Below are 26,245 nucleotides of genomic sequence, written 5' to 3'. Positions count from 1 at the left end.
TAATTAATTTATTAGAACTACACAGTACACTGGTTATATTGTATTTCTTTACTCATAAAATTTTCTTTTATAGACTTGTACTTATTTTCATCATGAACTATGGATAAAATTTTATATTCTAATAGTTCATTTGTGACGTCAAAATATTCAGCCATTTCGAATTTTGAAGCAACACATTTATTTAAAGCATCTATAAAATCTTCATCAGGTATTAAAAAATTAGCTGCCCATTTTTTAGCTATATTTTCTTTCTTATGTTTTATTAATTTATCTACATAACTCTTGCTTGGCTCTAAAAGATTACCATAGGTAGTAAAATGATGTCCTAGTTCTTCGGAGAGAATAGAAATATAAATACTAGTGTTATTTATTATTGAGTTATCTATAGCAATTATAGGGGCAATTTCATGGATTTTAAGATATAAGCCCTTTGCTTCTAAATTGCTTTCTTCATAAATTATATTTTCTTTTTCTATAATATTAAAAATATTATTTATTTTTTTCATATATATGCACCTCGTATAAAATTATGTTAGTAATATTATTATAATTGCGAATATATGTTCGCACAAGGTGTAAATAAAAAGATATTAATAATAAACATCTTTTATGTTTACTAACTAATGAAATATATTTATAATTATGTATAGGAGTGAGGGATATGAATATTTATGATCCAGATATAAGGAAAGTATTATATAAAAGCTTTGTTATAAGAGAGGAATTTGCTAAAGATTCTACAACAAAAGTAGTTGACGAAATGCAAGTGTGTAAGGGATTTTCAAGAGTAGATATAGCAGTTATAAACGGTAAAATCCATGGATTTGAGATAAAGAGTGAAAGAGATACTTTGGATAGATTACAATATCAAATAGAATCTTATAATAAGATATTTGATACTATGACTATAGTAACATGTAAGAATCATCTAGAAAAAGTAAAGGAAAAAGTGCCATCTTGGTGGGGGATATATTATGTAGAAAATTTAAAAGGAGAACTTGTTTTAAAAAGGAAAAGAAAAGAGAAAGTAAATAAGGAAACTGATATATTTTCATTATCTCAGTTGTTGTGGAAAGATGAATTATTAAATTTATTAAAGAATAATGGGATTACAAAAGGAATAAAGAGCAAAACAAGGTCTGCTCTTTGTGAAATTGCAATATCTAACATAGATGAAATTACTATACGAAATTATATTCGAGCTTGTTTAAAGTCTCGTCAAGACTGGAGAGCTGTTTCACTACAACAGTTATATGATGGTTTACAGCAATTGCAACCCAATTAGTTCCATTTCCAGGACCTAACATACCGTTACTTCTTTTATATATTTCTAAGTCACCAAAACTAAATGTACTACCAAAATAATATGATTTTTTCACTAATCTTGCTGCTAAATCAGGAAATTTTATACCAGTAGGATTAGTGATATTTTTATTCTTACCTTTCAACATAATGTAATCATCATATGTTGTATATCTTATCTTAGCAATTATAGGACTACTCATTTTTGAAAAGTCTATTTCAGTATCTTGGTATTTGGTTACACCATAATCACTATAAGCTATAGTATTTCTTAATTCATCAAAAAAACTATTTTCCATTATTTTTTTGTACACTATAAAATCATATCTCTTAAAAGCAGTTTCTGAATCACTTGGGACTCCTGAGATATTTTTGGGAAATGAAGTAGAAGCAATAATTATAGAATCAAGGTATTTACAATAATTTTTCAAAGTTTTTAATGCATCAACGAGTTCATTATATTGTTTTGCAGCATCTCTACTATTTTCTATATTACCAATATCAAGAATTACGTCAATTACATTATTTGCGTTTAATTTAGTTATTACATTATCAATAATATCTTCTATGGAATTAAGCTCTAGATCTAAAGGTAGTTCGATTTTTACAGCTACCTTCGATGAAATATCATTGAAGTCATCAAAGTAATCTTCTAAATCCACTGGATATAAGACTGGAATGCAGTTAAGTTCTATAGAGTTTGTACTGGTAATAAGATTTTTTAAATCATTACGATAATCATCTTCACTTATAATAGTATCAATATAGACTGGTTTGTTAAAACAATTCTTAATATCTTCGGCAAACTTTTCAGGCTCACAGTAATCAACTAATTCAATTAAGGGAATTATTGAGTTTTTAGTATTTTCATCTAAATGTAATAAACCACTTTTTTCTCCTGCTTTCCATTTAATGATAGGAACGTATTTTTTCATTTAACCACCTCATTTATTTATTAATCAGAAATTTCTGATTTATTTCATACTGAAAATAAAACTATTTCTTGAAAAGTATTAATAAAAATACATAATATGAATATTTATTATATTATGTTAAATAATTACATATAAATAGTAAAAAATAATAGTGCTCGTCACGAACACATTATTTTTTATATTTAGCTTTAACATATTCTATAAAGTTCTCAATTTCTTTTTTGGCCTCGTCTGGAAGTTCATCATATTCATAATCACTATGAAGAGCTATAGTAGGCTCTTTTTTTACTTTATCATAATTTTTTATATCTGATTTACCAAGGAGATAATCAATTGTAACATTAAAATAACTAGCAATAGAAGTAACTAAATTACTATCCATATCTCTTAATCCTTTTTCATAATGGCTTACAGCTTGTTGGGATATATTAAAAGCTTCAGCTAATTTAGCTTGGCTCATGTGTTTTTCAAGTCTAAGTTCCTTTAAACGATTCAAAATTATCACCTCATTATAATTTTACTACTTTATGGAGTAAAAAAATACACGTATATGTTGTAAAAAACATTGACTTACTACAAGGTGGAGTATGCCATATAAATATGGTTACTACAAAATGTTGTTAAGGGAGTATAGTGATGAGAAAAAAACTAATTGAAGCGAGAGGAGATAAATCTCAAAAAGAAGTAGCTGACTCCATAGGTATATCACAAAAAACACTAAGTTCTATAGAAAGGGGTTATAGAAACCCTAGTGTGGATTTAATGAAAAAAATTCAAGGTTATTACCAGATTAGTATGTTAATTCTTTTTGAAGATATTTTTGAAATGTAATACTACGTTTTGTTTTATATTTAGGGGGTGAGAAAATGTCAAAGTTAGATATTAAAATTCAAATTAACTTAAATGATTTAAGTGATGTAAAGGAAGTAATAAAAGAAGTTAAAGATATTTTAGAAAAAGAGTGCAATTGCACTTGCACTCTAGATCTAACTATTACTCATTAAAAGAGCCAATGAATCTAACAAATTCTATATCCTTTGAATGTAAGGATATAACAGCAGTTCTTCCAACAAAAGTTAAAAGTCTATCATAGAGATAAAAGTTCTCAAATGTTTTTACTGTAGTTATGTTTTTACTATCTGAAAGACTTGGATAAGTAATATATTCAAAGTCTTTGATTGGAACTTCTCTACCTGATTTTAAAGTTATAATTGCACTATTTTCCATAAAATCTACCCCCCTTTCACATTAATTTTATCATGTTATTCAAAACAGCACAAATAAGTGGAAGTGGTTTATAAGTAACAAATAATTTTTATAAAAATATACTAGATTATAAATAGTTTTAAGGAGTATAGATTATGGCTTGTATTAAAGAATTTAAAAGTGACAAAAGTGATTTAACAGCTATTTGTTTAAATTACCCAAGCACAGAAGAAGAACTTGAAGCTTTAAGTGATAGATATTACAAGGCTATGATAGAAGGTTTAGAAAAGCAATACGGCCCAAACTGGGGCACAATTATTATGCAAAAGGTTAAGGCCGCAGATAAAGATGTTGAATAGCTTCATAAGAAAAGTATAGATTAAATATTCTTAAAAGTAGATATGTAATATTTTTCTTTATATTAATTATCTCATGTTCAATTTAACTTTTAAATTGAATATGGATAAATTTAGAAGCTACATAAATTTATTATTGTTAAGTTTTAGGAGGTATAAAAATGACAAGAGCAGTTAGTAAAGCAATAGAAAACCCTTATTGTAAAGCAAGAATTGAGGCAGCAAAATATAATTCTAAATTTGCTAGTAGAGAAAGTGCAAGTGATGAATTAGGATGGAGCAAAGATTCTTTAGCACAGTATGAACTTGGTTTATGTAAAGTTGTACCAGTAGATAAAGTTGTTATTATGGCGGATGTATATAATGCTCCAGAATTATTAAACAACTATTGTTGTAATGAATGTCCAATAGGAAAAAAGATTATACAACCTATAGATAATGAAAATATTGATAATTTATTTAGATTTGCAGTATTAACAACTAATACTTTAGAAGAAAGCCCTAAGATCCAAAAGCTTTTATTTAAAATAGTTGAAGATGGGGTTATTGATGAATCAGAAAAAGAAGAACTAGGAACGATAATTGATTTCTTTAGCAAATTAGAAATGAGAGCATCGGAACTTAAGATATTTGCTACGAAGTTAATGTTATAGGAGGCAATATAATGAGTAGTTTATTAGGCAGATTTAAAGAAATATATGAAAGTGGGACTGATTTTAAAGTTTCCTGGAGCAACTTAGATAAAGATGGAAACCTAACTGTTGGAATAGTTGATAAAGAAGGGAATGAAAAGTTTTGGCTTCATGTAGTAGAGCATAATGGTGAAATTCAGTGGTTTTAAAATAAAAAAGAACCTTATAAAAAGGTTCATCAATCGAAAAGATACGGACCGCCATCCGTATCTCTATTATAACATTAAATAAGTATAAAGTAAAAATATAATTAGAATTATTTAGTAATTTAAGTAAGGAGATAAAGAGAATGCAATATTCATTTTTAGGATTTTCAGTTTCAAAGATTATGGAATTAAAGCTTGATATGAAAGATATGGCTATACGTAGATATTTTGTTGATTTTAGAGAAACAGGAAGAATGAAAGCTGAAATAATTGAAGGTAAGGCATATTATTGGGTTAATTATAATTCAATGGCAGAAGAAATGCCTTTCTTAGAGTTAGGTAAAAGAACAATAATGCTAAGAATGCTTAAATTAAGAAATTTAGATATTTTAACTCATTATACAAAAAAAGAAGGAGGAACTTATTCATTTTTCGCTTTAGGACCTAAATATATTGAGCTTATAAGCAGCACTAAAGATATAAAAGAAGAAAATGTTAATGAGAAAGTGACCAAGCCATATAATGCAAGAAAGGGTATGCATGAAAATGAACAGGGTATGCATAGGAATGAACAGGGTGTGCATGAAAATGAACACCGGGTGTGCATCAGAATGTACAACAAAGACTCATCTATTAAATAACTCATCTACTAAAAAAACTCTTAATAAAAAATATATAAAAAAAGATGTTGATGAGGTAGTTGAGTATTTAAACATAAAAACAGGAGCTAGATATAAATCAAATTCTGGAAATACTATTAAGCTTATAAGTGTTAAGATAGGAATGGTTCTTTCGTATTTTTCCGTATATATGATATAATTAATATATCATATATTTAAGAGGTATTAATAATGTGTAATTCATCAATAGATCTGCAAAACTTTTTTCCAACTAACAAATTAAAAATTACTAATATATTAGAAGATACAAAAGTGATTAAGATAAGTTTAAAATCACAAAGTAATAATTGTATTTGTCCTAAATGCAATATCATATCGAACAAATATCATGGAACATATATAAGAAAAGTTCAGGATTTACCTATATTAGGTAAGCAAGTATTATTAGAAATCAATTCATATGAATATAAATGTAAAAATATTGATTGTTCTAATAAAACTATAGTAGAATCTTTTGATGGTTTTATTAGTTATTATAGCAGAATGACAGAGCGTTTATCTGATTTTTTATGTACCTTAGCTTTGGAAACAAGCTGTGAAGGGGCTGCACGTATAGCTAAAAATATGAATATCAAAGTTAGTGGGGATACAATTATAAAAATATTACTAAAAAAATATGATGAAATGAAAATAAATACTTGTAGCAGTACTGTTGGAATAGATGATTTTGCTTTTAAAAAAAGACATAATTATGGAACTATTATTGTTGATGAAAAAACTCATAAACCAATAGCCATATTAGATGGTAGAGATGGTAAAACTTTATCAACTTGGTTAAAAGATAATAAGCATCTAAAAGTAGTTACACGAGATCGTGCAAGTGCATATGCTAAAGTTATTGAGCAAGAATTGCCGAGCGCTATGCAAATAGCAGATAGATTCCATATACACCAAAATCTATTGCAAGCTATAAAAAAGGCTCTTTACAAAGAAATTCCTTCAACTATAAAAATTGAAAATGATATTAAAACTCAATGTAACTCTGAACAGAATGACCACGGTAAAAAAAATCCTAAAAACTGTGGATAACTTTACAGATGCTGAGCAGATACGCATTAAATTAATATATAAAATCCAAGAAATGAAAAATAATGGATATTCAATTAGTGAAATATCAAGACTCTTAGGTAAAGATAGACGTACCATTAAAAGATACATTCAAGGAGATGTAAATGATTTATGTAAACATCCCAGAAAAAGAAATAACCCATATAAAAATAGAGTAATTAGTTTAATAAATATAGGATATATTGAAAAACAGATTGTAGATATATTGTTATCAGAGGGTTATAAACTTTCAAAAAGCAATGCAAGGCATATGATTCGTAAGGTTGTTAAAGAAAATAATCTAAAGATAAATAAGTATTCTCCTGTTAGTGAAAGTGTTAAAACTAAAAATGGTGCTAGAGATGAAAAATATATTTATCTAAAGAGAAAATATATATTTGATTACTTATGGATGGATTCTGAACTATCTAAAATAGAAAAGAATCATATATATGCTAATTATCCAAAGGTATTTAGTTTGAAAAAGTGTATTATGGAATTTAGAGAACTATTTAAGAAAAAGAATCTTGCATTGTTTTATATATTTATTGAGAAATATATAAATATAGATATTAGTGAATTATCATCTTTAGCGAATGGATTATTAAAAGATATTGAAGCAGTTGAAAATTCTATTTGTAGTGATTTAAGTAATGGATTTGTAGAAGGTACTAATAGTAAATTAAAAATGATAAAAAGAACTATGTATGGAAGATGCAGTAAGAAACTTCTTACAGCAAAACTAATGTTAGCTCCGAACGGATAAATACGGAAGAACCATAGGAATGTAAATAAATGATCATTTAATAATGTAATAAAATAACTTTATAAAGTATAATTACCAAAGAGAAATCGGAGGTAATTATGATTATAAAAGTAAATGTTAATTCAGAAATTAAAGTTAATAGTTTAGTAGATTGGTCTTACGTCAATATCTTGGACACAAAAAGTCAAACTTTTTTTATGCTACACTTCTAGCTAATAATTCACATTGATTTGGAGTCATGTAATTAATAGAAGAGTGTAGCCTTTTTCTGTTATACCAGCCTTCAATATATTAAAATATAGCTATATTGGCTTCTTCGAAGGTACGGTATGTATTTCTATAGATTTCTTCCTTCTTTATTGAAGAATGAAAAGATTCTATACAAGCATTATCATATGGACAACCTTTTTTACTAAATGATTGTATAATATTAAACTGTATACATAGCTCTTTTAAATCATTACTAGTATATTGAGAGCCTAAATCTGTATGAAATATTAAATTTTTATTTTTATCTGGATTTTGGCTGTAGTAGGCATTTTTTAAAGCTTTAATAACTAAATCATTAGTCATTCTTTTACCGAAGGCGTAGCCAATTATTTTTTTTGAATGTAAATCAAGAACTGAAGCTAAATAGCACCAACCATCTTTGATAGTATGAATATATGTAATATCGCCAACCCATTTTTCATTAATAGAAGTAGTTGCAAAATCTCTATTTAAAACGTTTTCTAAATCTTCTACTACTTTCTTATTTGAATGAGGCTTATATTTTTTTACAGTTATTGCATAAAGACCAAGTTCAGTCATTTTTCTTTGAACTCTCTTTATTGACACATTAAAGCCTTCTGTACCAAGTATATGATGAATCCTAGGAGCACCATATATTCCTTTATTAGCTTTATATATCCTTGTAATCGCTGCTTTTAATGCATCATTTTCTATTGCTCTTGAAGATTTAATTTTATCAAAAGATTTATAATATGTACTTCTGGCTACGCCTAGAACGGTACACATAGTCTTAATATCATGATTGTTTTTATTATTATCTATAAATAGTATTACTTGATTTAATTTCTTGTTGCAAATATGGCCATAGCTTTTTTTAATATTTCATTTTCCTCTTTAATCCTTGCCATTTCCTTTTTTAAAGCCTTTACTTCTTTAAGTGTCATAGATTCATTTTCATCTATTTTAACTTCTTTTACATCTTTAACCCAGCCGTTGATTGTTGATTTTGCAATGCCATATTCGCTACTTAGCTCTGCTAAGCTCATTCCTGATTTAAATAAATCTACTATCATATTTTTATATTCTTGATCATACCTTTTGCCACTTCCCATAATGGACACATCCTTTCTTAACTAAATATAATTTTACTTAGTTCGACTTAATGTGTCCACTACTTTATACTAACACCAATAGGCATAATTTATACTCCTAATTTTATTAGGAGTATATTTTTTATTCAAATTCTCAAAGAAGGAATTAATATTAAAAAGAAAATTTGCTATTATAAAATAAAATATTCCAATTAATTACATAATATTATATAATTTTAGAAAAGGGGGGATTATATGGAGTCTATAATTATTATAATCATTTCTATTCTAGCTGGGTTGTACACGACTAAGTTTTTTGTTGAAGTATTTAATGAAAAAATTGAGCTGGGGAATAGATATATTTTTATTAAAGCGTTAATATCAACAACAATTTTAATGATTGCATTATCACTTTTTAATGATTTTGTCCTTCAGAAATATAGTATTTTAACAAAGTATAGTATTATACCAATATATTTGGTATTTCATTTAATTATTGCTTGTGTTTTATGCTGTATTTTGTGGGGAATATTGATTATTATTAATAAGACAAATAATAATATCAAAGAAACACAAAAGGTAATTAACACTAATAAGAGTAAAAACGAAAGAGATATTAATATTCCTTTACTAACTAAGAGTAAATGTTTTTTTATTAACGGGATTAACTACATTAATAAACATTTTAATCCATTGTACACAATAAATTTAAAAGAAATAAATGTTATTAGAATAATAAAAATAATATTTCTCTTATGCTATTTGCTATCTGGTATTATTATGTTATCGTATGTTAGTAATTATTTAGATTTAAAGATAATAGCTCATGAACTAGAAGAAATTAGTTACTTTAATAGAGATTATGAATTGTATAAAAGTGTATTTGTTATAAGTTTAATACCTTTCTCAATAAACTACATAATTACACGAGATAATAAATTCAATAAAAAAGAATAAAATTTTCAAAAAGAGATAATATCTAATTATCTCTTTTTTTATGAATTATTTTAGTATCTTATTAAATAGTACTACTATAAAAAGTACTTGTCTATAAGAATATGTTGCAGATAAAACTATGCAACAAGTATTGAGTAAAAATGCAGATATAGGATTTTGTGGCCCAGAACAAACAATCTATATAAATAATCAAGGAAGAGAAGATTATCCAATACTATTTGCACAATTAACTCAAAGAGATGGATCATTTTTAGTTGGAAGAACAGAGGAAAAGGATTTTGATTGGAAGAAATTAAAGGGTGTTGACATGATAGGTGGAAGACCAGGTGGTGTTCCAGAAATGGCTTTTGAATATGTGTTAAGGCAAAATGGTTTAGATCCTAAAATAGACGTTAATTTAATTACTAATATTGATTTCACTGCAACAGCTGGAGCTTTTAAAGCAGGTACAGGAAGTTATGTAACACTTTTTGAACCTACAGCATCAATGTTAGAAAAGGATGGTAGTGGAAAAATAGTTGCATCAATAGGTGAATCAGCTGGAAACATACCTTATACTTGTTTTTTTGCAACTAAGTCTTATATGGAAAAAAATCCAGAAGTTATCCAAAAATTCACAAATGCAATATATAAAGGTCAACAATGGGTTAAAACTCATAGTGAAGAAGAAGTAGCAGATAAGATTCTATCTTATTTTCCAGGAACTGATAAAGAGATAATAATTAATGTTATAAAAAATTATAAAAAAATAGATGCTTTTGCAAGCAAACCAACAATAGAAGAAGAAGATTTAAATAGGCTTATGGATATAATTGAAGAATATGATAAAACATTATTACCAGAAAGACCAAGTTTTAATAAAATAGTTGATAACACCTATTCAAACAAAACAATTAATGAAAAGTAATTATTAAAGTAACATCTAGTTCTAGAATTCTAGAGCTAGATGCTTTATCCCCTTTCTTAAAATACATACTAATATAGAAAGGTGGTGTAAATTTTGAGTTTAATAGAAATATCAAATATAAATTTAACGTATCATTCATTAAAAGGTGAAACACAAGCAATAGAAGAGTTAAACTTTAAAATTGAAAAGGGGGAATTTGTAAGTATAATAGGGCCATCAGGCTGTGGAAAATCTACACTTTTAAATATTATAAGTGGATTGCTAGAGCCATCATCTGGACAGGTTATATATAATGAACCTAATATGAAAAATAGATTAGATAAAATGGGATATATGTTTCAAAAGGACTATCTATTTGAATGGTTGTCAGTTTGGAGTAATGTACTTTTAGGCCTTAAGATAAAAAAACTGTGTACTATAGAAAATATATGTCGTGCAGATAGTCTGTTAAAAAATTATGATTTAGCAAAATTTAAAGATCATAAACCTAATGAGTTATCAGGAGGAATGAGACAACGGGTAGCTTTAATTAGGACATTAGCTTTAAATCCGGAAGTGCTGCTTTTAGATGAACCTTTTTCTGCATTAGATTATCAAACTAGATTAAAAGTTTGTGATGATGTAACAGAGATAATAAAAAAAGAGGGAAAGACTGCAATAATGGTAACACATGATTTAGGAGAAGCAATTGCAACTTCTGATAGAATTATAATGTTAACTAAAAGACCAGCAAATGTTAAATTAGATATAAAAATAGATTTTGAAAATAAAGAAGCAACTCCATTCCAAAGAAGAAAAGAAAAGGAATTTAATGAGTATTTTAATTTATTATGGAGGGAGTTGGACAAAGTAAATGAGTAGAGAACATGATATATATTTAAAAAATGTTAAAAAAAATAAAGTTAAGCTTGCTTTTTTTAGAATATCAATTTTAGTTATATTTATTGCTTTATGGGAAATTGCAGCAAATTTAAAATGGGTAGATCCATTTCTAACATCTAGTCCTAGTAGAATGTTTCAATCATTTATGTCTTTTGTAAATGATGGCACGATACTTAGACATATATGGGTAACATGTTATGAAACTATTTTAGGCTTTACATTAGGAACTATAATAGGAACGATTATTGCTATTATACTATGGGCAATGCCTTTTGTATCAAAGGTGCTAGATCCATATTTAGTAGTTTTAAATGCACTTCCAAAAGTAGCATTAGCACCAATTATAATATTTTGGGTAGGTAATGGAGTTACAGCAATAATAGTAATAGCATTACTTATTTCAATTGTAACAACAATTATTACAGTGTTAACTGGATTTAATGAAGTTGATAAGGGAAAAATGAGATTAATGACAACATTACAGTCAAATAAGTATCAAAAGTTAAAATACTTAGTTTTTCCATCAAATATACCCGTATTAATATCAGCATTAAAAATAAATGTTGGTCTTTCCTGGGTAGGTGTAATTATGGGGGAATTCCTAGTAGCTAGAGAAGGGCTTGGCTTCTTAATTGTTTATGGAGGTCAAATATCTCAATTAAATATGGTAATGATGAGTATAGTAATATTATCATTTATAGCATTTGTAATGTATAAGTTAGTAGCTATTTTAGAACAAAAGCTAGCAGATATAAAGTAGTTTAGATAATAGCCTTGGTTTTAATACCAAGGCTATTATCTTATAAAAATTTATTAATATATGTAAATTAAGTGATATTTTTTTAATTGTAAAAAATACTTTTGTTTGATATTATAATTAATATGTAATATTTATGCATATTATAAATATTTAATTGCTGGGGGAGTTATGGATACAATAGAAAAAATAGTTAAATCTTTGTGGATTAAAACAAAGCCTTTAAGAAGTAAAATGAAACCGATATTTAATATATTAAAGCCTATTAAAAATTTATTTAAGAAAAGTACATATAAAATAAAAATGTTATATAAAAAAACTTATGAGAAAAACTCTGCAATTGAAGCAATTTTAATTATTGGATCCTCTATGCTAATATGTTTATTAATTCTTATATATATTCAAGGCATATTTAAAGTGGATACTGTTAGTATAACTACTAATAAAGTAGAGGAACTATATTATGAAAACGACTATCAAGGAGCTTTGGCAGAATATGAAAAACTGCAAAAAGAAGATGAGTGGCCAATATGGAAAGTTAAATCAGCGAAAATTTATTCATATAAAGGTGATATAGTTAAGTCTAATAATTTATTAAAAGAATCTATATTAATTAGAGATAAAATAATAGCAAATAAAAAGGATTCAGCTAAGTATAAAGAAAAAGATATAGAACTTATGAATGAGGCTATATTTACTTTCTTTATGAATAAGGAGTATGAGGAAGCTATAAGTTTAGGAGAAAGTTATCTTAAGGAAGTACCTAATGAAAAGAAGCTTATGAAAACTATATTTACAATTTACTTAGCAAATAATGAAAAAAATAAAGCTAAAGATATTTTAGATATATATCCTGTTGATAAAGAATCTTCATATGATTTATCAGTATTCTCTGAAATGAATATGCTTGTAGATAATTGGGATGAAGGATTTGAAACATTAAAAGAAGCCTGGGAAAAAAATGAAAATGAAATTAAAATTTATGATGTTATAAATAATATTGCAAACTATAATAGAGATGTTTTTTTAGAAAAACTAACAGCTGTATCAAATGAAAATCCAGATAAAATAGTATATAAGGTATGGATAGCTAAAGTATATTCAAATTTAAAAGAAACAGCCTATATGGCAGAAGATAGTATAAATAAACTTCAACAAGATGATGTTAGCAAAATTGCATTAGATATGATAAAAGCTGAAATATATATAAATACAGATAGAAAAGCAGAAGCGTCTAGGTTATTAAAAAATATAAGTAATAGTGAACAAGATACATTTATAGGATATTATACTGGAGCGTGGAAAGCTTTTAATGATGGAAATTATAGTGAAGCATTTGAATTATGTAAAAAAAGCATATTAAAGAATAAAGATTATCCAGAGGTCTATGGAATATTAATGCCAGATATAATGATGGCAAAAGGAGATATAAAATCTATAGAATGTTATTTTAGAGCAGCTCTTGAAAAGGAACCTTTTAATTATAATATAATTATTAAAATAGCTGATTACTATGCCAATATTTCAATGAATAATGAGGAAGCAATAGCATACTATAAGTTAGCATTAACAATTAATCCTAATAATAGTGAACTATATTATAATATTGCAAAATTATATATATCTGATGAAAAGAAGGAAGATGCAATAAAAGAACTTAAGAAGGCTATTTCTTTAAATGAGTCAAAAGGGAAATATCATAGAACTCTTGGAACACTATATTTAAATTCAAAAATGAATGAAGAAGGTATAGAGGAAATAAGAAATGCGTATTCTATTGATAGTAAAGATGTATTATCTTTAAATAATGCTGGCTGCTATTATATTTCTGTTGAGGGTGAAATAGAAAGAGGTTTTGAAAATATAAAGTCAGCATATGAAGAAATGCCAAAAACAATAGATGAAGATAGCAAAAAGAGCATTTTAAATAATTATAATAAAGCCAAAGAACTATATAATAACTATATTTCTGGAACTTTAAAAGAATTTAAAAAATCTGAGCTTATATTACTTTATTAAAGAGTGCCTTAGGCACTCTTTTTTGTATAATAAGAAAAAATTTGTTATTATTATTATAAAGTGTGAAAATTTGGAGGGAAAACATGGAAAAATTTAAAAGAGTAATGAAAATATCAATATTAGTTTTAATAATTATATTGGGTTTTAAATTTCTAATAGAAAGATCATTTGGAGAAAAATTAAAAGTTAAAAAATGGGATAACATATATAATGAAAGTAATATAGTGTACTATTTCTCTAATGAAAAAGATACTAAGGTCAAAGTTTTAAATGATATGTATAAAATAAAAAGTAATATTAAAGGTGAGAAGGGCCTATTAAACAAGGCATTGAAAGTTGTAGATATTTTGCAAGATACAGTAGAGTTTGATGATGTTGATAACTCAAAGGGTATAAATGGATATGATATATTAAAGGAAAAAAATGGAGCTAAAAAAGTATCAGCAAGGGATATGGCAATAATATATAGAGACTTTTTATCAAGTGTTGGATTTACAGCTAGAATAGGAGAATTTAGAAATATTAATACAAAATCTAGTAAACAAAACTCATATTATGTAGTAGAGTACTGGAGCGAAGAAGATAATAAATGGATCATGATAGACTTTATAGATAGGGGATATTTTGATGTAGAGGGATTCACATGTAGTTCAATGGAAGTGCTAGATGGTGAAATAAGAAATTTTAATTATACAGGAAAAAGTGATAGAAAAGATTATATACCTAAATTAAAAAAATCATTATATACATACACAATAATGATAGATAATACATTTGATATGCAAAAAAGCAATAGTTATATTACGTATATAAAAAATGTACAAGATATATCATTAAAATTTAAGGGTGGATATATACAGCCAACTATCTTTACAGAAAATAAAGACTTAATTAATAAAAATCCAATTGATAATATAATAGGAAAAGATGAAAAGGCATATTTAATATTATTAAAAAAGAGTGAAGATTCCAATAGAAATAATGAAGAAGAAGCTGAAAGTTTTGTAGTTGGAGGATTTAAGGATGGTAAAATAATGGACAAGTATTATGTAAGAGAATCTAGTGAGGAAAAATTTAGAGAGGTTAGTAAGTATTCAGATATACTTATTAAAAAGGGTCGTAATACTATTGAACTTTCTTTAGACGGAGAAAATGTTATTTCAATGATAGAAGTTCAAAAGAAGTAAAAGTATCATAGAAATATGTAAGATTTTATTAAGTTTTAAGTTATAGACATTAACTGATAAAATATGTATAATGAAAATATTGTGAAATTAATGCACTTTTGAAAGGGAGGAAAGGTAATGGGGTTAGATTTAATTTATATACTTAAGGCTGTATTTATAGCAGTTATAGAGGGATTAACAGAATTCGTACCAGTTTCATCTACAGGACATATGATTCTATTTGGAAGTTTAATAGGCTTTAGATCAGGTGGAGTTGGAGCAGAAGAATTCGCTAAAATGTTTGAGGTAGTTATTCAATTAGGTGCTATTTTAGCCGTTGTTGTTTTATACTGGAATAAGCTATGGAGTTCAGTTGTAGAATTTTTTACTTATATTTTTAGTGCTGGCAAAAAAGGAAAAACAGGTTTTAGATTTGGAATTAATGTAATTATTGCTTCAATTCCAGCTATGGCTATAGGCTTTCCTTTCCATGACAAAATAAAGGAACTATTTAAACCTTCAGCAGTAGTAGTAGGATTTATAGTTGGAGGTATTTTACTAGTAATAATAGAAAATAGATTTAGAAATAAAGTATCAAGAAAAGGCAATATAGCTACAGTAGATGTTTTTGATCTTACACCTATTCAAGCGCTAAAAGTTGGTTGTTTCCAAGTATTGGCAATGTGGCCAGGAATGTCAAGAAGTGCTTCTACAATAATGGGGGGATGGATTGCAGGAATAGCAACTCCAGCTGCAGCAGAATTTTCATTCTTCTTAGCGATACCTGCTATGGTAGGATCAACAGTAGTAGACTTGGCAGGGTTTGATTTTTCAATAATGAACTCAACTTATACAATTGCTCTTATTGCAGGATTTATAGTTGCATTTATAGTTTCTATAGTAGTTATGGAAAAGTTCGTAAGTTACTTAAAGAAGAGACCTATGAGAATATTTGCTATTTATAGAATAATTGCAGGAATAGTTTTATTAGGATTATCACTTGCGGGAATAGTAAGTTTAACAGTATAGATATAAAAAAAGAAGACCTAGCTTTTAAAATTTCCTTGATAAAGGATATCTTTAATTTAGCTTAGGTCTTTTTTATTAATTTATTATGATGATTAAAGTAAAGGTTTTTTAAGTGTATCTTTATTTCCTCTAATTTTGAAGAAAATAGCAGTCAAAGATAAAGACTCTAGATTATCAACATCAGACTTTTCTTTCTTTAAGGTATTATATACTATATATCAAGTGCGTTTTATAAAAAAAGCACAAAATATAAAAAGAAAAATAGTAAAATTTTACTAAAATTCTAAAAAAGTAATATTTCTATAAAAAATATACTTTTAACTAACTTTTATTTATGATATTATTATATAAGAAAAGTTAGTAGATGTTTTTTGATAACAATTGTGAAAAATTGTAGAAAAACATCAATATTTTTAATTTAAATTTACAGAAAATTATAAAAGTAAATTCAATTCAAAAAACTATTGATATTTGGGTAAGGGGGAGTTTCATATGGCACAAGAAATTAAAAAAATAGCGTTATTAACAGGTGGTGGAGATTGTCCTGGGTTAAATGCAGTTATAAGAGCTGTTACAAGAACTGCAATATTAAATTATGGAATAGAAGTTATTGGATATAAATTTGGATATAGAGGTCTTTATAATAATGATTTCGTTCCTCTAACTATAGATACTGTATCAGGAATACTTCATAGAGGAGGAACTATATTATATAGTTCAAATAAAGACAACCTTTTTGATTATTTAGTAGAAGAAAATGGAGAAATGGTTAAAAAAGATGTATCTGATATAGCAGTTGAAAATCTAAAAAAAGAAGGTGTTGATGTATTAGTTGTAATTGGAGGAGATGGAACTTTAACCTCTGCAAGAGATTTTGCTAGAAAAGGAGTTAAAGTTATAGGTGTACCAAAAACAATTGATAACGATTTAGCATCAACAGATGTGACTTTTGGATTTAATACAGCAATAGATGTTGCAACAGAAGCTTTAGATAGACTTCATACAACAGCAGAATCACATCATAGAATTATGATTTGTGAAGTAATGGGAAGGGGTGCTGGTTGGATTGCTCTAGAATCAGGAATTGCTGGTTCAGCAGATGTAATACTTTTACCAGAAATACCATATGATATAAATAAAATAGTACAAAAGGTTGAAGAAAGAGAAGCTCAAGGAAGAAGATTTAGTATTATTGTTGTTGCAGAGGGAGCAAAGCCTAAAGATGGAGAGGTAGTTGTAGCTAAGATTGTAAAAGATAGTCCAGATCCAATTAGACTTGGAGGAATAGGTAATAAATTAGCTGATGACTTAGAAAAATTATTACCAGATAAAGAAATAAGATGTACAGTTCTAGGACATATTCAAAGAGGAGGAAATACTTCAACATTTGATAGAATTCTTTCAACAAGATATGGAGTAGGTGCTGTAGAACTTATAAATCAAGGAAAGTTTGGAGAAATGGTTTGTCTAAAGGCAGATAAACTATCAAGTGATAGTTTAGAAAATGTAATAGGACAGAAATCTAAATTAGTAAACCCAGAAGGTGAATTAGTTGAAATAGCTAAGAAAATTGGAATTTCTTTTGCAGATTAATTATATAAAAAGGAGAAGATTAACTTCTCCTTTTTTATATGAAAAAATAAATTAATAAAGTTTTGCATAGGTTATATATAAAAGAGAAAAGATATAATTAAATTTATTTAATATAGTAGATTTAATTGTAAAAATAGTAAATTAAATTTTATTTAATACTTCAAAATTTTCTGAAAATATGCTATACTTTAGATAAGCAGATTACATAAAAGAAGCTGGAGGGTATTATGAAAGAGATAAAGAAATATTTAGAATCAAGAATAGGTACTTATGGATTTTTCTTTGAGGATTTAAAAAGCGGTTTTGTTTATGGGTATAATGAAAACGTTCAAATGGTAGCAGCTGGATGTATGAAGCTACCTATATCAGTGTCTTTGATTAAGGCTGTAGAAGATGGAAAAATAGGTTTCATGGATAAAATTAAAATAGATGGAAAAGACAAAGTATATGGAACAGGAATAATTCATGAGTTTAATGAAAGAGAATATACTATATTTGAGCTTTTAGTTGCAATGCTAATTCAAAGTGATAATACAGCTGCAAATAAAATAATAGATATAGTAGGAATAGATCAAATTAATAAAGATATAAAAGATATGGGATTAAAAAATACTACTTTAAATAGAAAGACAACAGATGAAAGAAAAGCTAAAAATGAAATTGAAAATATTACATCAGCAGGAGATTTATCAAAGATATGGAAACACTTATATAAAGAAACTTTCCTAAATCCAGAAAATAGTGTAATGCTGATAGATATTCTAAGAAGACAACAAATAAAAAATAAATTAGCATTATATATTCCAGATGACTTAAAGTATGAAATATCAAGCAAAACAGGTGATAAAAATGGTGTAGAAAATGATACTGCACTTATACATTTATCAAAAGGTGACTTTACATTTACTGTGTTATCTATGAGTGTTCCAAATAGTGTTTATGGAACAGTTACTTTAGCTAAATGTGGAAAAATGATGTGGGATAATGTAATGAATAAGTGGCATTAATAAATGAAATCTGATAACTCCTAGGGTTCTAGGGGTTATTTTTTTACTATAAGCCAATTCGTCAAAAATTCTGCTTATTAAGTTTGTGGCTTCTTTTATCATATCATTATTTACATGGAAGTAAGTTTTTATTGTCTGTATTAGTATAAAGTAATGAAAAAATTAAGAAATACATATTGTATTTTAGAAAAAATTAATATAGATATTTTTATAGGAAATTAGTGATAATCGAAAGAGCGGAAGGGTAAAATCTTCTACCTTTTGCTTTTTGATAAACTCAAGATTGACGAATCCCGTGTTTATTCTTTATTTATTGTATATTTTGGAACAAGGCTTGATTGTCTGATTGAACTATTATACTAGCATATCCAGTTAAACTACTATTAATCATACTTAAGTAAGGATTCAGTATATATTTTTTCCAATTTTCTAATGATCTATTTTAAAAATGTAATTAATTTATCTTTACTGACTTTTACTAAATTAGCACCTTATTGAAGTGTTTCATATGTTTTGGAATAGATGAATGGATTTGAAAAATCATCTAATTTATTTGCAATTGTACTATGTACCTATAAGATGTATTAGATTTTGTAATTTTAATTGTGTTAAATTTGGAATGTTCATTACTTCTTATAGTATATTTCTATATTATTATGTTTAGTGTTAATAAATACTATTCAAAAAATTATATATATCTAATTATTAAATTTAAATATTAACAAATTATTAAAATATAAATTTTTATAGAGATGAATAATAGAGAATATTAAAGGAAAACATAATATAGGAAATTAAGGTTTGGAGGTAAAGATATGTTTAAACATGAAAAACAATTATTAAGAGATGTAATGGTTGAAAAACCAAACCCACAATATGCAGTTTTAATGCAAGAGCAATTAGGTGGAGGAAATGGAGAATTAAAAGCAGCTATGCAATATATGGCTCAAAGTTTTAGAATAAAAGATAAAGAAATAAAAGATTTATTTCTGGATATTGCTGCAGAAGAATTAAGCCATATGGAAATGGTTGCACAAACAATAAATTTATTAAATGGTCATGATGTAGATAATTGTAAAGTTAGCAGTGGAGAAATACAAACTCATGTACAATGTGGATTATCACCAGTTTTAATAAATTCATCAGGAGCCCCATGGACAGCTGATTATGTAACAGTTACAGGGGATTTAGTAGCAGATTTACTTTCTAATATAGCATCAGAGCAAAGAGCGAAAGTAGTATATGAATATTTATATCGTCAAATTAATGATAAATATGTAAAAGAAACTATAGATTTTTTACTTAATAGAGAAGAGGCACATAATGCTTTATTTAGAGAAGCATTAAACAAAGTACAAAATACAGGTTCAAATAAGGATTTTGGAGTTACAGAAGATTCAAAACTTTATTTTGACTTATCATCACCAAGTGAGAATCATAAAAGTCTTAATCCAACACCACCATCATTTGAAAATCCATCAAGATAATTTTATTAATTAAATTAAAAACACTTAGAAAAAATCCTAAGTGTTTTTTATTTTTATATACAATATTATATTTATTTAACAGAAGTATTAGTAGTTATAATATTTATAATCAACCACTCATTCTAACTGTTTGGTCTAATTTAAGGAGAAGTTGAGTAGAATCTAATAGCTATTTCTCCTATTCCTAATACAACAATTGTATCTTCCGAGGAAATATATCCTATATTTAAAGAATCATTAACTTGACTTGTATCAAAATTTTTATATAATCTAATACGATTTTCACTATCAATAATTAGTAAGGATGCTATTTTATTTTTATTTGAAAGTGTTGCAGTTGCATAATATTTAGCTTTATCGTTAATTCTATATACTCCTTCTTTATAAGTATCTGATATAGGTTGGGTTAAATTAATAGCATTTACTGATATAGAAAAGAAAAATATAGAAACTAATAAGGATGCTATAAATAAATTTAATTTTTTCAAATTTACCACCTCCTTTTGATTAGTATTATAGTAAATATATTAATTTATTATAGGAAATTATTGGATTGAATTTATGAGAAGTTATATTGTAAAAATAAATAATTTTAATGATTGTTCAAAATTACCACAAATAAAAATAAGAATAAAGTAAATGATAATATGTAATGAATTTTAAATTAATAAATAATAAAACAAGTTGTAAGGAGGAAAATAAATTGAAAAATAAAATGAAGTACTTTTTATTATTTACTATAAATTTGCTTCTTATTATTTGTATAACATGGCAAAGTATTAATAGTATTTCTGTAGGAGCAAAGCTAAAATCCTCAGAAGAGTGTAATAATGACGAGAAAAATAATATTTCTAATAAGAAAGAGATATATCTAACTTTTGATGATGGTCCAAGTTATGAAATAACAGGTAAAGTTCTAGACATACTTAAAGAAAATGAAGTAAAAGCGACATTTTTTTTAATTGGTAATCAAATTAAAGATAAAGAGGAGATAGTAAAAAGAATAAATGAGGAAGGACATAGTATAGGATTACACACCTTTACTCATAAATATAAATGTATTTATTGTAATGAGGATACATTTATAGAAGAGATGATTGAGTGTCAAAATGAAATAAATAAGGTCGTTGGAGTTTCACCTAATATAATTAGATTTCCAGGAGGAAGCTATAAGCATTTAAATAAATGCTATTTAGAAAAACTACATAATAATAATTTTAAAGTATATGATTGGAATTTAGATAATACAGATGGTTTAAATCCTAAACTTTCACCATATAAATTATATAGAAAAGCTATAAATGCAGGAGATGGTTTGCAGAGAATAATATTGCTTATGCATTGTACAGACATGCACAAAAATACTTGTGAGGCTTTACCTAAAATAATAGAATACTATAAGTCACAGGGATATGAATTTAAAACAATTAATGAGAATACTCCAGAAATGTACTTTAAAATATCATAAAATAAATAATTATTAACTAAGAGTACAAATGCTTTAAGTTATTAAAGTTAGCAATTATGGTATTAGATGGTGTATTTTTTCAAAGAGTGATATAAAAATAGGACTATCTCATAAGAAAATTTAAATACAGTGCTTTAGTATGTTAAATTTATTTAAATACCTAATATCATATTTATATCTTTTAATGAGATAGCCCTAATTTTCTCAAGTTTATTTTTAAAATATTAATGAAATGATATAGACGAATTTATTTTATTTCATTTTTACTTAATTGATTAATATATTCGTAAGCTTCTTTTAGACCTAAACCAGTAATCATTCTATATCTTTTTATTGCTTTAATATTTTTACCTTCTAAAATAAGATTTTTCAATTCATTTTTTACATCATTTGTTACTATATCAGGTACTCCAATTTGTTTAGCAATCGTATCTAAAATTAATTTCATATGTATAATATCATTTCTTAATTGATTTTATAGGGGGTTAAATTTTAATTATCTTACAACCTTAGACTTTGCACAGATATGATATAAATTAATTATATAATATCTAAAAACATAGTACATTTAAATATTAATGTGATGTGTTTTTTTAATAAGTACTATAAGAAGTGGAATTATATAAAAACAAGGTGAAAATACGTTGATAATAATTATTAATAGATATATAATGTTATTAGAAGGAGTGTGTAGAATGAATTCAAATAAAGAAAAAGATAAAAAAATAATTGAAGTTGAAGCGCCTAAAAAAGTAAAATATCAATGCTTACATACAGAAGAAGTAAAAGAGTGTACTTGTATAAGAAGTAAGGGGTTAGTTCTAAAAAAATAAATAAGATATTTTATAATTGTATTAGTGAGTATATTGACAATAAAAGATATACGTGTTATCCTATGAAAAAATAGAAAAACCTTTAAATTAATCCGAGAGATTAAAAAGGAAGTTATATTAATGCCCATTTTATAGGACTAATTATGCCTTCCTTTTTAAGGAAGGCTTTTTTATATTATTTTAATGAGACCTTTAAATTAACACAGAGAGGTTAAGAAGGAGAGTATATAATGATAAACAAACATTTAATAGATCCAATGGATTTTACAAAAGAAGAATTAAAAGAAATATTTAAACTAGCACATCAAATTATTTCAAATCCAAAAGAATTTTCACATATCTGTGATGGAAAAATACTGGCAACATTATTTTATGAGCCAAGTACAAGAACCAGGTTTAGTTTTGAAGCAGCAATGATGAAATTAGGTGGGAAAATTTTAGGTTTTTCTGAACCAAATTCAAGCTCAACTGCTAAAGGTGAAACTTTAGCAGATACTATAAAAATGGTTTCAATTTATGCTGATATAATAGCGATGAGACATCCAAAAGAAGGATCAGCAAAGGTAGCAAGTATGTTTTCAAGTGTTCCAATAATAAATGCAGGTGATGGAGGGCATCAACATCCAACACAAACTCTAACAGATCTTTTAACTATAGAGTCACTAAAAAATGGCTTAAACGGTCATACAATAGGAATATGTGGTGATCTTAGAAATGGAAGAACTGTACATTCCCTTATAAAAGCCATGTCAAGATACGAAGAAAGTAAATTTATATTAATATCACCAAAAGAGTTAAAAATACCAGAATATATTAGAGAAGAGATATTAAAGAAAAATAATATAAATTTTAAAGAAGTAGAGCGTTTAGAAGATGTTATTTCAGATTTAGATATTTTATATATGACTAGAATTCAAAAAGAAAGATTCTTTAATGAAGAGGAATATATAAGGTTAAAGGATAGTTATATCTTAGATGAAGAAAAAATGAAAGAAGCAAAAAGCGATATGATTGTTATGCATCCTCTGCCAAGAGTAAATGAAATTACAGTAGAAGTTGATAATGATCATAGAGCGGCATATTTTAAGCAGGCAGAATATGGTATGTATGCAAGAATGGCGTTAATAGTGAAGCTTTTGGGGGTAATGTAGATGTTACAAATAACAAGTATTAAAAATGGAGTTGTTATAGACCACATTAAGAATGGAATTGGAAGAAAAATATTTGATTACTTAGATTTAGAAAAGGGTGAAAATCAAGTAGCTTTAATTATAAATGCTGAAAGTAAAAAATTAGGCAAAAAGGATATAATAAAAATAGAAAAGTGTAAGGAAATAGACTATACAGTATTAGGATTACTATCACCAAATCTTACTATTAATGAAGTAAAAGAAGGTGAAATAGTGAGAAAAATTAAGCCCCAATTACCACAAAGAGTTTTAGATATATTAAAATGTAATAATCCAAGATGTATTACAGTTGATGAAACATATGTAAAGCATTCCTTTAAATTAGTTGATAATGAAAAAGGAACATATAGATGTGAATACTGTGATCATATAATGAAGTTATCAGAAGTATAAGGGAAAAGGGTGATAAAAATGAATTTATTAGTTAAAAATGCAAATATAATAGATAGTACTCAAAATTTTTTTGGAGATATTTATATAGAAGATGGAAAAATAAAAAGTATAGGAAGCAATTTAATAATAGATAATGTAGAAATATTAGATGCAAAGGGACTTACAGTAATGCCAAGCTTTGTTGATACACATGCTCATTTTAGAGAACCTGGATTAACTTACAAAGAAGATATAGAAACTGGGTCAAAGGCTGCGTTAAGAGGTGGGTATACAGGGGTATGCTTAATGGCAAATACTGCACCAATCTGTTCAAGTGATGAAGTTTTACAAATAGTTAGAAAAAGGTCAAAAGAATTAAATTTAATAGATATACATCAATGTCTATCTGTTACTAAAAAATTTGATGGAAAAACTTTAGAACACTTAGATGAATTAAAAAATGATAAGGAAATAAAAGCAATATCAGATGATGGTGTTGGAGTTATGGATTCTTTAATAATGCTTAAAGCAATGGAGAAGGCTAAAGAAAATGGATGGGTAATAATGTCTCATGCAGAGGATCATAAGTTTTCTAAGGTTGATATGAGAATTGCAGAAAATATGATGACTCAAAGAGATATATATTTAGCAAAAGAAACGGGAGCGAGGCTCCATATGTCTCATGTAAGCACAAAGGAAGCAATTAGATATATAAAAGAAGCAAAAGATGATGAAGTAAATGTCACTTGTGAAGTAACACCACATCATATATTTCTAACAACAGAAGTTAGTAATTATAGAGTAAATCCTCCTATAAGAGAAAAAGAAGATGTAAATGCTATTTTAAATGCCATAAAACATGGAGTAGTTGATTGTATTGGAACAGATCATGCACCACATACAGATGAAGATAAGAAAAAAGGTTCTCCAGGAATGGTAGGGTTGGAAACAGCATTTCCTATTTGTTTTACAACATTAGTAAAGAATGGAGTTATATCAATAAATAAATTAAGCGAAATAATGTCTAAAAATACATCTAAAATACTTGGAATGAATAAGGGGATTATAAGTGTTGGATTAGATGGTGATTTAGTTATAGTAGATTTAAATAAGAAAGTAACAATAAATTCAAATGAGTTTTATTCAAAAGGTAAAAATACACCTTTTGAAGGTATGGAGTTTTATGGTGAAGTTATAACTACAATAAAATCTGGAAGGGTATTATATAGAAAATAGGAGGAGATAAAATGAAAAGTACAATAATAGATAAATTATTTAATAGAGTAGAAGAAAGAGGCGTTGTATGTGTTGGGTTAGATACAGCTATTTCTTATATACCAAAGCATCTTTTTGAAGGTAGAAGCGAGATAGAAGCATTAGTTGAATTTAATAAACAAATAATAGATGCAACAATAGATGTAAGTGCATGTTTTAAAGTTCAGATAGCATATTATGAGGCATTGGGGTTAAATGGAATCATTGCATATAAAGAAACTTTAGAATACTTAAGAAAAAAAGATGCAATAATAATTGCTGACATAAAAAGAGGAGATATAGCAGCAACTGCTAGTCAATATGCAAAAGCGCATTTTGAAGGAGATTTTGAAGCAGATTTTATAACATTAAGTCCTTATATGGGAATGGATAGTATAGAACCATATATTCCGTATATGGAAAAAGGAACAAAAGGCGTATTTTCACTAGTTAGAACTTCAAATAAAGGCGCAGAGGATATAGAAGAACTTGAGATAGTAGATGGAAGAAAAGTATATACTATAGTTGGAGATAAATTAATAAAAATGGGGCAAAATATAATTGGAGACTGTGGATATTCTGCAATTGGTGGAGTTATTGGTTGTACTCATGTTGAAGAAGGAAAAGAAATAAGAAATAGGTTTAATAAAATGTTTTTCCTTATACCAGGATATGGAGCACAAGGTGGAAGAGCAGAGGATGTTGCTTTATACCTTAATAATGGAAATGGTGGAGTTGTTAATTCATCAAGAGCAATACTTTTAGCTTATAAAAGACAAGAAGGTAGAGAAAAGGATTTTGCTAATTGTTCAAGAGAAGAAACTATAAGAATGAGAGATGAGATAAGAGAAGCTGTAAGGAGGAACGGTTAG

General features: G+C 26.6%; 32 protein-coding genes and 1 pseudogene. 26 read left to right on the top strand and 7 right to left on the bottom strand.

Annotated features, from left to right (window positions below; genetic code table 11):
* Nucleotides 1–17: 17 nt before the first annotated feature.
* Complete coding sequence (locus tag ACYQ1T_RS00285) at nucleotides 18–506, bottom strand: ImmA/IrrE family metallo-endopeptidase (RefSeq protein ID WP_459830655.1); 489 nt, start codon at nucleotides 504–506, stop codon at nucleotides 18–20.
* Nucleotides 507–661: 155 nt separating this feature from the next.
* Between ACYQ1T_RS00285 and ACYQ1T_RS00280 the strand changes: the two genes are divergently transcribed.
* On the top strand, nucleotides 662–1,285 hold the full coding sequence (locus ACYQ1T_RS00280) for a sce7726 family protein (protein WP_097034314.1): 624 nt from the start codon (nucleotides 662–664) through the stop codon (nucleotides 1,283–1,285).
* Here ACYQ1T_RS00280 and ACYQ1T_RS00275 read toward each other — a convergent pair.
* Together ACYQ1T_RS00275 and ACYQ1T_RS00270 are read right to left on the bottom strand one after the other, a co-directional pair.
* Nucleotides 1,182–2,237 (bottom strand): beta family protein, encoded by a 1,056-nt coding sequence (locus ACYQ1T_RS00275; protein WP_459830652.1) that lies wholly within the window; start codon nucleotides 2,235–2,237, stop codon nucleotides 1,182–1,184. The genes ACYQ1T_RS00280 and ACYQ1T_RS00275 overlap by 104 nt on opposite strands.
* Before the next feature lie 169 nt (nucleotides 2,238–2,406).
* Nucleotides 2,407–2,742, bottom strand: coding sequence for a helix-turn-helix domain-containing protein (locus ACYQ1T_RS00270; RefSeq protein ID WP_459830650.1), 336 nt, complete (start codon nucleotides 2,740–2,742; stop codon nucleotides 2,407–2,409).
* A gap of 131 nt (nucleotides 2,743–2,873) precedes the next feature.
* Between ACYQ1T_RS00270 and ACYQ1T_RS00265 the strand changes: the two genes are divergently transcribed.
* Nucleotides 2,874–3,068: a helix-turn-helix transcriptional regulator gene (locus tag ACYQ1T_RS00265; protein WP_459830647.1), complete on the top strand. Its 195-nt coding sequence runs from the start codon at nucleotides 2,874–2,876 to the stop codon at nucleotides 3,066–3,068.
* Between the two features lie 35 nt (nucleotides 3,069–3,103).
* Entirely contained in the window at nucleotides 3,104–3,241 is a 138-nt protein-coding gene (locus tag ACYQ1T_RS00260; protein WP_459830645.1) for a hypothetical protein, read from the top strand.
* Here the strand turns inward: ACYQ1T_RS00260 and ACYQ1T_RS00255 are convergent.
* A complete protein-coding gene (locus ACYQ1T_RS00255; RefSeq protein WP_459830642.1) occupies nucleotides 3,231–3,464 on the bottom strand; it encodes a hypothetical protein in 234 nt (77 codons plus the stop codon). The two genes, ACYQ1T_RS00260 and ACYQ1T_RS00255, sit on opposite strands and share 11 nt — an antisense overlap.
* A gap of 134 nt (nucleotides 3,465–3,598) precedes the next feature.
* Here ACYQ1T_RS00255 and ACYQ1T_RS00250 point away from each other — a divergent pair, with 134 nt between their 5' ends.
* From ACYQ1T_RS00250 to ACYQ1T_RS00220, 7 genes are all read left to right on the top strand, one after another.
* On the top strand, nucleotides 3,599–3,802 hold the full coding sequence (locus tag ACYQ1T_RS00250) for a hypothetical protein (RefSeq protein ID WP_459830639.1): 204 nt from the start codon (nucleotides 3,599–3,601) through the stop codon (nucleotides 3,800–3,802).
* Nucleotides 3,803–3,960: 158 nt separating this feature from the next.
* Nucleotides 3,961–4,452, top strand: coding sequence for a helix-turn-helix domain-containing protein (locus tag ACYQ1T_RS00245; RefSeq protein WP_343779417.1), 492 nt, complete (start codon nucleotides 3,961–3,963; stop codon nucleotides 4,450–4,452).
* Nucleotides 4,453–4,463: 11 nt separating this feature from the next.
* Entirely contained in the window at nucleotides 4,464–4,640 is a 177-nt protein-coding gene (locus tag ACYQ1T_RS00240; RefSeq protein ID WP_459830636.1) for a hypothetical protein, read from the top strand.
* Between the two features lie 140 nt (nucleotides 4,641–4,780).
* The gene (locus ACYQ1T_RS00235; RefSeq protein ID WP_459830634.1) at nucleotides 4,781–5,278 is read left to right on the top strand and encodes a hypothetical protein; all 498 of its coding nucleotides are present in this window, start codon (nucleotides 4,781–4,783) and stop codon (nucleotides 5,276–5,278) included.
* Nucleotides 5,226–5,456 (top strand): hypothetical protein, encoded by a 231-nt coding sequence (locus ACYQ1T_RS00230; RefSeq protein WP_459830632.1) that lies wholly within the window; start codon nucleotides 5,226–5,228, stop codon nucleotides 5,454–5,456. Before ACYQ1T_RS00235 ends, ACYQ1T_RS00230 begins: the two co-directional genes overlap by 53 nt.
* 32 nt (nucleotides 5,457–5,488) lie before the next feature.
* Complete coding sequence (locus ACYQ1T_RS00225) at nucleotides 5,489–6,346, top strand: ISL3 family transposase (RefSeq protein WP_459830629.1); 858 nt, start codon at nucleotides 5,489–5,491, stop codon at nucleotides 6,344–6,346.
* Nucleotides 6,339–7,130 carry a transposase gene (locus tag ACYQ1T_RS00220; RefSeq protein WP_459830627.1) on the top strand — a complete coding sequence of 264 codons (792 nt, stop codon included), beginning with the start codon at nucleotides 6,339–6,341 and terminating at the stop codon, nucleotides 7,128–7,130. Before ACYQ1T_RS00225 ends, ACYQ1T_RS00220 begins: the two co-directional genes overlap by 8 nt.
* Nucleotides 7,131–7,325: 195 nt before the next feature.
* On the opposite strand, the pseudogene ACYQ1T_RS00215 reads toward ACYQ1T_RS00220, so the two are convergent.
* Nucleotides 7,326–8,473: pseudogene (locus ACYQ1T_RS00215) on the bottom strand (IS3 family transposase).
* A 234-nt stretch (nucleotides 8,474–8,707) separates the two neighbouring features.
* Here ACYQ1T_RS00215 and ACYQ1T_RS00210 point away from each other — a divergent pair.
* The 10 genes from ACYQ1T_RS00210 to ACYQ1T_RS00165 all read left to right on the top strand — a co-directional run bounded on the left by ACYQ1T_RS00210 (nucleotide 8,708) and on the right by ACYQ1T_RS00165 (nucleotide 20,256).
* Complete coding sequence (locus ACYQ1T_RS00210; protein WP_459830625.1) at nucleotides 8,708–9,409, top strand: hypothetical protein; 702 nt, start codon at nucleotides 8,708–8,710, stop codon at nucleotides 9,407–9,409.
* 118 nt (nucleotides 9,410–9,527) lie between these two features.
* The gene (locus tag ACYQ1T_RS00205) at nucleotides 9,528–10,316 is read left to right on the top strand and encodes an ABC transporter substrate-binding protein (RefSeq protein ID WP_459830623.1); all 789 of its coding nucleotides are present in this window, start codon (nucleotides 9,528–9,530) and stop codon (nucleotides 10,314–10,316) included.
* 93 nt (nucleotides 10,317–10,409) lie between these two features.
* Nucleotides 10,410–11,177 (top strand): ABC transporter ATP-binding protein, encoded by a 768-nt coding sequence (locus ACYQ1T_RS00200; RefSeq protein ID WP_459830620.1) that lies wholly within the window; start codon nucleotides 10,410–10,412, stop codon nucleotides 11,175–11,177.
* Nucleotides 11,170–11,958, top strand: coding sequence for an ABC transporter permease (locus ACYQ1T_RS00195; protein ID WP_459830617.1), 789 nt, complete (start codon nucleotides 11,170–11,172; stop codon nucleotides 11,956–11,958). Before ACYQ1T_RS00200 ends, ACYQ1T_RS00195 begins: the two co-directional genes overlap by 8 nt.
* Nucleotides 11,959–12,126: 168 nt before the next feature.
* The gene (locus ACYQ1T_RS00190) at nucleotides 12,127–13,974 is read left to right on the top strand and encodes a tetratricopeptide repeat protein (RefSeq protein ID WP_459830615.1); all 1,848 of its coding nucleotides are present in this window, start codon (nucleotides 12,127–12,129) and stop codon (nucleotides 13,972–13,974) included.
* An 83-nt stretch (nucleotides 13,975–14,057) separates the two neighbouring features.
* On the top strand, nucleotides 14,058–15,161 hold the full coding sequence (locus ACYQ1T_RS00185) for a hypothetical protein (protein WP_459830612.1): 1,104 nt from the start codon (nucleotides 14,058–14,060) through the stop codon (nucleotides 15,159–15,161).
* A gap of 117 nt (nucleotides 15,162–15,278) precedes the next feature.
* The gene (locus ACYQ1T_RS00180) at nucleotides 15,279–16,169 is read left to right on the top strand and encodes an undecaprenyl-diphosphate phosphatase (RefSeq protein WP_459830610.1); all 891 of its coding nucleotides are present in this window, start codon (nucleotides 15,279–15,281) and stop codon (nucleotides 16,167–16,169) included.
* 492 nt (nucleotides 16,170–16,661) lie between these two features.
* Entirely contained in the window at nucleotides 16,662–17,762 is a 1,101-nt protein-coding gene (locus ACYQ1T_RS00175; protein WP_459830608.1) for a 6-phosphofructokinase, read from the top strand.
* 227 nt (nucleotides 17,763–17,989) lie between these two features.
* A complete protein-coding gene (locus tag ACYQ1T_RS00170; protein WP_459830606.1) occupies nucleotides 17,990–18,769 on the top strand; it encodes a serine hydrolase in 780 nt (259 codons plus the stop codon).
* 815 nt (nucleotides 18,770–19,584) lie between these two features.
* Nucleotides 19,585–20,256 (top strand): manganese catalase family protein, encoded by a 672-nt coding sequence (locus tag ACYQ1T_RS00165; RefSeq protein WP_459830604.1) that lies wholly within the window; start codon nucleotides 19,585–19,587, stop codon nucleotides 20,254–20,256.
* A gap of 140 nt (nucleotides 20,257–20,396) precedes the next feature.
* Here ACYQ1T_RS00165 and ACYQ1T_RS00160 read toward each other — a convergent pair whose 3' ends face one another.
* On the bottom strand, nucleotides 20,397–20,744 hold the full coding sequence (locus ACYQ1T_RS00160; RefSeq protein WP_459830601.1) for a hypothetical protein: 348 nt from the start codon (nucleotides 20,742–20,744) through the stop codon (nucleotides 20,397–20,399).
* A gap of 215 nt (nucleotides 20,745–20,959) precedes the next feature.
* Here ACYQ1T_RS00160 and ACYQ1T_RS00155 point away from each other — a divergent pair, with 215 nt between their 5' ends.
* Entirely contained in the window at nucleotides 20,960–21,724 is a 765-nt protein-coding gene (locus ACYQ1T_RS00155) for a polysaccharide deacetylase family protein (RefSeq protein ID WP_459830599.1), read from the top strand.
* A gap of 247 nt (nucleotides 21,725–21,971) precedes the next feature.
* Here the strand turns inward: ACYQ1T_RS00155 and ACYQ1T_RS00150 are convergent, their stop codons facing one another.
* Nucleotides 21,972–22,172: a hypothetical protein gene (locus ACYQ1T_RS00150; RefSeq protein ID WP_459830596.1), complete on the bottom strand. Its 201-nt coding sequence runs from the start codon at nucleotides 22,170–22,172 to the stop codon at nucleotides 21,972–21,974.
* A 247-nt stretch (nucleotides 22,173–22,419) separates the two neighbouring features.
* On the opposite strand from ACYQ1T_RS00150, the gene ACYQ1T_RS00145 reads away from it, so the two are divergent.
* The 5 genes from ACYQ1T_RS00145 to pyrF all read left to right on the top strand — a co-directional run bounded on the left by ACYQ1T_RS00145 (nucleotide 22,420) and on the right by pyrF (nucleotide 26,245).
* Nucleotides 22,420–22,557: a hypothetical protein gene (locus ACYQ1T_RS00145; protein WP_459830594.1), complete on the top strand. Its 138-nt coding sequence runs from the start codon at nucleotides 22,420–22,422 to the stop codon at nucleotides 22,555–22,557.
* A gap of 227 nt (nucleotides 22,558–22,784) precedes the next feature.
* Nucleotides 22,785–23,708 carry an aspartate carbamoyltransferase gene (gene pyrB / locus ACYQ1T_RS00140; protein WP_459836407.1) on the top strand — a complete coding sequence of 308 codons (924 nt, stop codon included), beginning with the start codon at nucleotides 22,785–22,787 and terminating at the stop codon, nucleotides 23,706–23,708.
* On the top strand, nucleotides 23,709–24,140 hold the full coding sequence (locus ACYQ1T_RS00135; protein WP_459830592.1) for an aspartate carbamoyltransferase regulatory subunit: 432 nt from the start codon (nucleotides 23,709–23,711) through the stop codon (nucleotides 24,138–24,140).
* Nucleotides 24,141–24,158: 18 nt separating this feature from the next.
* A complete protein-coding gene (locus ACYQ1T_RS00130) occupies nucleotides 24,159–25,355 on the top strand; it encodes a dihydroorotase (RefSeq protein WP_459830590.1) in 1,197 nt (398 codons plus the stop codon).
* Nucleotides 25,356–25,366: 11 nt separating this feature from the next.
* Nucleotides 25,367–26,245, top strand: coding sequence for an orotidine-5'-phosphate decarboxylase (pyrF, locus tag ACYQ1T_RS00125; protein WP_459830588.1), 879 nt, complete (start codon nucleotides 25,367–25,369; stop codon nucleotides 26,243–26,245).

The organism is Clostridium carnis (genome assembly GCF_054657435.1).
Note: the sequence above shows the minus strand (reverse complement) of the source record. Positions and strands in the feature narration are given on the sequence as shown.